Origin of the sequence: Binatus sp. (SeqCode) (genome assembly GCF_049584895.1) — a bacterium.
In the GTDB taxonomy this organism is placed as follows: domain Bacteria; phylum Desulfobacterota; class Binatia; order Binatales; family Binataceae; genus Binatus.
This window is the reverse complement of sequence record NZ_JBAUYR010000025.1, coordinates 1-5,099: the sequence shown is the minus strand read 5'-3', so window position 1 is coordinate 5,099 and position 5,099 is coordinate 1. Positions and strand designations below refer to the sequence as shown.

Annotated in this window: 7 protein-coding genes; 5 read left to right on the top strand and 2 right to left on the bottom strand. The window is 59.1% G+C overall.

Going from position 1 to position 5,099, the window contains the following annotated elements:
• Together WB650_RS04055 and WB650_RS04050 are read right to left on the bottom strand one after the other, a co-directional pair.
• Nucleotides 1-604, bottom strand: a 604-nt coding sequence (locus tag WB650_RS04055; RefSeq protein ID WP_423959537.1) for an SDR family NAD(P)-dependent oxidoreductase, incomplete at its 3' end; no start/stop codon positions are given.
• Nucleotides 605-608: 4 nt separating this feature from the next.
• Nucleotides 609-1,175: a hypothetical protein gene (locus tag WB650_RS04050; protein WP_422305997.1), complete on the bottom strand. Its 567-nt coding sequence runs from the start codon at nt 1,173-1,175 to the stop codon at nt 609-611.
• Between the two features lie 536 nt (nt 1,176-1,711).
• Between WB650_RS04050 and WB650_RS04045 the strand changes: the two genes are divergently transcribed.
• The 5 genes from WB650_RS04045 to WB650_RS04025 form a co-directional block, all read left to right on the top strand.
• Nucleotides 1,712-2,353, top strand: coding sequence for a MotA/TolQ/ExbB proton channel family protein (locus tag WB650_RS04045; RefSeq protein ID WP_422305995.1), 642 nt, complete (start codon nt 1,712-1,714; stop codon nt 2,351-2,353).
• Nucleotides 2,343-2,795: an ExbD/TolR family protein gene (locus tag WB650_RS04040; RefSeq protein WP_422305993.1), complete on the top strand. Its 453-nt coding sequence runs from the start codon at nt 2,343-2,345 to the stop codon at nt 2,793-2,795. The genes WB650_RS04045 and WB650_RS04040 overlap by 11 nt, the downstream gene beginning before the upstream one ends.
• 25 nt (nt 2,796-2,820) lie before the next feature.
• The gene (locus WB650_RS04035) at nt 2,821-3,282 is read left to right on the top strand and encodes an ExbD/TolR family protein (RefSeq protein ID WP_422305991.1); all 462 of its coding nucleotides are present in this window, start codon (nt 2,821-2,823) and stop codon (nt 3,280-3,282) included.
• 9 nt (nt 3,283-3,291) lie between these two features.
• Nucleotides 3,292-4,515: a vWA domain-containing protein gene (locus WB650_RS04030; protein WP_423959534.1), complete on the top strand. Its 1,224-nt coding sequence runs from the start codon at nt 3,292-3,294 to the stop codon at nt 4,513-4,515.
• 55 nt (nt 4,516-4,570) lie between these two features.
• On the top strand, nt 4,571-5,099 hold a 529-nt coding region (locus WB650_RS04025), incomplete at its 3' end, for a hypothetical protein (protein ID WP_423959532.1).

The window sequence follows — 5,099 nt, the reverse complement described above, 5'->3', positions numbered from 1 at the left end:
CGACGGGCGCGATCGCATTAGCGGTGACGCCGTAACGGCTCATCTCGCGATCCACGATTATCGCCATCGCAGCCACTGCCGCTTTCGCCGCGCCGTAATTGCTCTGCCCCGCGTTGCCCAAGATGCCCGAGTCGGAGCTGGTGTTGATGAGCCGGCCGTTGAGCACGTTGCCGGCCTTGTGCTGCTCGCGCCAGTAGGCGGCCGCGTGGCGCGCGACGTTGAACGATCCCTTCAGATGGACGGTGACGACGGCGTCCCAGTCCTCTTCGCTCATGTTAAAGATCATGCGGTCGCGCAGGATGCCGGCGTTGTTGACGACGATGTTCAACTTGCCGAAGTTATCGACTGCGCAATCGACGATCCGCTTGGCCGCCTTGAAGTCGGTGACGCTCTCGAAGTTGGCGACTGCCTCGCCGCCCGCCGAGCGGATTTCCTTGACCACGTCTTCGGCCGGCGAACGCGACTGTCCGGTGCCGTCGAAGTGTCCGCCGAGGTCGTTCACGACCACCTTGGCGCCGTGCTTCGCGAGCAACAACGCCTCTTCGCGCCCGATGCCGCGGCCGGCGCCGGTGATCACCGCAACTTTGCCTGTCAGTAGTGCCATCTCACTAATTCCTCTTTTCTTTCCCGGTTGGATTTGAGTTCGGTGCTTGTTGTTGGGCGATTTCGCCCGGTCCTTCTATGTCGAAATCTTCCTTGGGTTCCATCAGTGATTCGTCGACGTGCGCGGGCAGCTCGTAGATAAGATCGATCGTCATTTTCGACTTATCCTGATCGCTTGGATAGAGCATGATGCTGCCGGGGCGTCCATTGTAGTGGAAGTCGCACGACCAGGTCCTGCGCGCGGGCATGATCAGCGACGAGGTGATGTGAAAGTCGTTCTTCTTCAGCTCGTCTTTGTAGAAGGCAACCATCTGCGCCATTGTCGAGTCCGAGCTGAGTAGGATTTCGCGCATCGCGCCCTTGGGCTTGCGGACGTGCTCGACCTTGATGCCCGGATACATGGGCATCGAGGGGAACAAATCTTTCGGTAATTCTTTGCTCGGCTCGTCGGTTGGGCCTTTCACGACCGGCTCAGGGGGCGGGCCGATAGGAGCTGCGGGCGCTGTCGCTTTGCACGACGCGAGCAGAACCACGAACGCGGCTGCAATTATGAAGATTGCGGCCCTGTTCACCGTCTGATTATTGAGTGGGTCGATATTTCTCAAAAGCGTCAATCGCCACAAAAACAAAGACCGCATCGCGGTCAACCGTGGGGCTTGCTGTGGCAAGCTTCTGGATAGACGTGGGGGGGCAAGAAGTCAAGGCGACCGAGGCCGTCGGCGTGCAGATTAGCGATCAGAATTTGCTAGTCGGCAGGATGGCCAACGGCGTACAGTAAATGACAGATCGACTCTATAGTCGAGCAGGTGCGAAGGTGGCGCAGCCTAGCGCGGTCTGGAGAGCCGCTGGCGCGCATTCGCAATTGTGGACGAAATGTTCAAGATTTTTCCTTCTGATCGGCGACCCTTGACAAATACTTTCTATTGTTGCATTCAGACTTTCCGCGCCATCACGGGAAACTTTTACCGGCGTGAGGTAGCTCAACTCGCCAAAATTGGGCTATGGATCGGTTCAGGGGTGAACCGTCGAGGCATTTTGGGACAGTTATCGCAACGGTTCGAGCGGGGCCATTTCGCCGCTCAATAATTCAATCTCGAGAGGATAAGAGATGCAAAGCCAATTCGGAATTTTGGGGATGATCCAGCAGGGATACTACGCGACGTATCCCCTACTCTTCATTTCGGTCGTATGCCTGGCAATCATTTTCGAGCGCGTGTGGGCGCTGTGGGGCGTTGGTCCGAAGACGGCCAAGCTGGCGGACGCGTTGATCCCGCAACTGCGCCAGGGCAAATTCAACGAAGCGCTGCAGGCGACGCAGGCGCGCAGGACCGCCGCCGAGCGTATTTTCCACACGCTGATTTCGGGCGCGCAGACGATGGACCGCGATCATCTGCTCGAGCTCGACGACGAGCGGCGCTATCAGGAAGGCCTCGAGTTCAAACGCTACATCTGGGTGCTTGCAACCGCGGGCGCGTCGGCACCTTTCATCGGGCTGTTCGGCACGGTCGTCGGTATTCTGGTGGCGTTCCAGTCGATGGCAATCATGGGCACCGGCGGTTTCTCGGTCGTCGCGGCCGGTATCTCGGAAGCGTTGATTTCGACTGCACTTGGACTCGCGGTCGCGATCGTCGCGGTTATTTTTTACAACTATTTCTCGGTCAAAGTTGAGAACATCAGCGCGATCCAGCACATCAACGACGACCGCCTGATCGACGCCGCCCTCCAGGGGAGGCAAACGCGTGGCAATTAGCGGACCTCATGGCGGCGAGGGTGGCGGCGTATTCGCCGACATCAATATCACCCCGCTGACTGATATTTTCCTGGTTCTGCTCATCATCTTCATGGTGACGACCTCCGTCACCATCGAGTCCGCCGCGCACGTCGATCTGCCCAACGCGACCAACACCGCGCCCGAGAATAAGGGCGTGATCGTCACATACACGGCGCAGCACGAGCTGTTCGTGAACTCGAAGGACGTGCCCGAGCGCGAGCTGCAATCGAGTCTGCGCGACGCGCTCAGCAAGGTGGACCAGAAGATCGTCGTATTCCAGGGCGATCGCAAAGTGCTGCTCGGCGACATGGTGCGAATCCTGGGCATTGCCAAGGCCGCGGGCGCCGAACAGATCGCAATCGCGGCCAAGCGGGTTACCGGTACGCAACTGGAAAACAACCCCTCCAGCGGCGGAAGTTGATAGCGATCCGTAGAGGTATATCCGCATGGCAAAAAGAAAAATGAGCAGTAACAAGGGCGGCGGGGTTTTTGCCGATATCAACATCACCCCGCTGACCGACATCTTCCTGGTCCTGCTGATCATCTTCATGGTGACCACGGCAGTGACGATCGAGTCCGCCGCGCACGTCGATTTGCCCAAGGCTGATGCTCCCACCACGTCAACCGACAAACCCAAGGGCATCATCGTAACCTATACAGCCGAGCATCTGGTCTACTTGAACGACAAGCAGGTCACCGAGCGCGAGCTGGTGCCCCAACTTCATGACGCGCTCCAGAATTCAACCGACAAGATTGTGATTTTCCAGGGCGACCCGAAAGTTATATTAGGAGATATGGTTCGCATCCTCGACATGGCCAAGTCGGCTGGCGCGGAGGCGATAGCAATAGCAGTGTCTTCGCTACCTCCAGGCGGCGGCGGTGCCGCAACGCCGGGAGGCGGAGCGTAGGAATTTAATATGATCGTTCCAATTATCATTTTGCTTGTTCTGTCGACGTTCGTCGTCGCTTTCATTTTCTACCGGATTATCGGCAAGCGAGAGGCGTTGGCTGAGGCGAACCGCGACGATGACGAGGCGGATGCGACCCGTCTGCAGAAAATAAAAGACGCGCTCGGTCTGTTGATCGGGCCCTTTCCATTGTCGGTCGCTCTGCACGTTCTCGCCCTGCTCTTCCTGATCATCACGGTGCACGAACAGCGTGGCCGCGAGTTGATCATGGTGAACCTCGAAGCGGGCGGCGGCGGTGGCGGCGGCAACGAGATGCAGGATCTCGACATGCCTGAAGTGCCGATGCCCGACTCGGCGCCGCAGCAGATGGAGCAGCCGACTGCGGTCGACACGTCGCAGGCGGTAGGTCTCGCCAGTGACTACGTGCGCGCGGCGGGCGGCGGCGGTATCGGAATCGGCCGTGGCGGCGGCATGGGCTCGGGCTACGGTCACGGAATCGGCTCGGGCTTCGGCGGATTCATCGGAGAGTTGCGGCGCAAGGGACTTGACGTGGTGCTGGTAATCGACGGCACCGGCTCGATGAAACTGATCATCGACGACGTCAAGGCCAAGATGATGCAACTGGTGCAATCGATTCACCGGCTGGTGCCAATTGCGCGAATCGGAATAATCGTGTTCGGCGGCAAGGGCGAGAAGATGAACGTGCAGCCGCTGACGCTATCGCCGCAAAAGTTGAGCGACTTCTTGAACAGCATCCAGGCGATGGGCGGCGGCGAATGGGAAGAGGACACCTTGGGCGCGTGCGAGGCGGCGGTCAACAAGATGGATTGGAAGCCGTACGCCAAGAAGGTGATCGTGCTGGTGGGAGATTCGCCACCGCGCACCGAAGACTTCGCGCCTCTGCTCGCGCTGATACGGCAGTTCAAGACCAACAACGGCACCTTCAACACGGTGGACGTCGCGGCTGAAGAGCACGAGCGCTTCGAGCGCGAGTTCTGGCTCAAGGTGCATCGCGAGGAGCCGCCGAAGATTTCACCGCTGCCGGCTTTCTATCGGCAAACGCAGGCCGCGTACAAAGTGCTGGCCAGTGCAGGTGGCGGCTCGATGAAGTCGTTGACCAAGGACGCGCATATCAATCAGCAGGTGTTGATCCTCGCGTTCGGCGACCAGTGGCAGTCGCAGGTTTCTGCTTTCGGCCGCGGGCTTAACAGCGGCGGCGGCGGGAGTCAGTGAACGAGTAAATATTTGCGTCCGGCCAATCGTCTACTATGATGGTGGCCGGGACGTTATGAAAAATCTCAAGAACCTGAGCGCGGTCGCCATTGCGGCCGCGCTCTTTCTTTCGCTGAACATGTCGCGGGCGCATGCATATGACTTGCAGCATGCACGCGCGCAAAAGGATCTCACTCCGGCGCTACAGCAGTCGCTGCAGGATAAACTCTCGGATGTGAGCGGGCCCTACTTTGACGAGCAGGACGAAAAGAAAGCCAAGGGTCAGGTCTACATCGACCTGCTGCAGAAGTTCGAGTACCTGCCGACCTACGGGCCGCACAATCACCTCGTCGTCAGCTGCAAGCTCGGCGGCGTCGAATACAATCCCGTGAAGCCGGGAACCACCAAGGGCCAGGCCACCGGCAATCTGAAGTATCTCGTGTTCACCTACGCGCTTGAGAACGGGAATTGGGTATCAGTCAGCAAACCCAAGTGGGAAACGCAGAACCTGGGCGCCGCGGGCACGGCGCAAATGCGGCAGAACCTCGCGCATGGCGAGCAGCGCAAAGCCGCTATGGAAAAAACCGCCCAGACCCACGCCGCCG

Excerpts from the sequence above, each read along its gene's own strand:
- WB650_RS04045 (WP_422305995.1), top strand. The coding sequence starts at position 1,712 with ATGCAAAGCCAATTCGGAATTTTGGGGATGATCCAGCAGGGATACTAC.
- WB650_RS04035 (WP_422305991.1), top strand. The coding sequence starts at position 2,821 with ATGGCAAAAAGAAAAATGAGCAGTAACAAGGGCGGCGGGGTTTTTGCC.
- WB650_RS04030 (WP_423959534.1), top strand. The coding sequence starts at position 3,292 with ATGATCGTTCCAATTATCATTTTGCTTGTTCTGTCGACGTTCGTCGTC.